At 55.8% G+C, this 1,084-nt stretch carries 1 pseudogene; it reads right to left on the reverse strand.

The features are described from left to right. Positions 1-1,018, reverse strand: a pseudogene (locus PYR71_RS30645) (Ulp1 family isopeptidase); the annotation flags it as partial. Between the last annotated feature and the right edge of the window lie 66 nt (positions 1,019-1,084).

Raw genomic sequence — 1,084 nt, forward strand, 5'->3', positions numbered from 1 at the left:
CGTTCGCCTCAACGACTTGCTGGTACTGCCGAAGCCGCTTGAAAGACATGGTGAGGTTTTTTCCCATGGCTTCGGTGAAGTCTTGGTAATCTTTTTTCAAGGACCTTTGCTGCATCTCGCTGCCGTTGAGCCGGCTCGCTATGCTCTCCCTACCCCTGGTTTGCAGCCAATTACTAAACTTTCGTTGATTGCTGGCTATAGTCCAGACAACATTCCTCTTGGAAGTCGAGCCCGATCCGAGCTTGCTCAGCTCTTGGTTGGCGAAGCTATCAATCATGAGGGCGTCGTCGGGATAAGGATCATGCTGTTTCAACTGCGACTCGGCGCCTAGATACTGCCGCAGCCGATCGAAACCCACGACCACTTTTTTTCCTTCCTCCTTGGTAAAGGCCCTAAAATCCTCCTGCAACGACCGTCGCTGCTCATCACTGCCGTTGAGCCGGCTGACTATGCTCTCCCTGCCCTCCCTTTTGAGCCAAGCGCTAAACTTTCGTTGGTTACTGGTATTTTTCTGAGAATTCGGGACTGATCCGAGCTTGCTCCGCTCTTCGTTGGCCAAGGCATCAATAATGAGGGCGTCGTCGGGATAAGGATCATGTATCTGGCGCCCCATCAGGCGCGGCCCAGGTCCAACGGCTTGGAGTTCTTGCCCCTCAGGCGCGAGCCTCCTGAAATGAGACAGTGCTGACTGAAGACGGTTCCGACCATCCCCACCGCTTGCCAAATAATCCGCGATATCAACGGCTAGTGAATCTGGATCGTTTAAAAGCCGAGAAGCCATCGAATCTCTGTTCTCTGCTCTGAGCCAACGAGCGAACCCCCTAAGAACCCATAAATTGTTCTCGATGGTACGCTCGGGAACCCTTCCGTCCCCTCGGCCGATGCTACCGTCGGGTAGAATTTCGTAGTTTCGGACTGCTTCCGCGAACTGGTTGATGCGGGACGCGTCATCGGGATGCATGTCCCAGTCGGCGGCGCGACCACGCTTGGCGCCGACGCGAACCTTGGTTGAGACCACGTGAGTCTCCGTTGCGGCATCGACGTCTTGCTGCCCCGAACCCCTCTCCGGCGCCAGCGACTGCGG

This window comes from Rhizobium mulingense (assembly GCF_029194105.1).
Classification (GTDB): Bacteria; Pseudomonadota; Alphaproteobacteria; order Rhizobiales; family Rhizobiaceae; genus Rhizobium; species Rhizobium mulingense.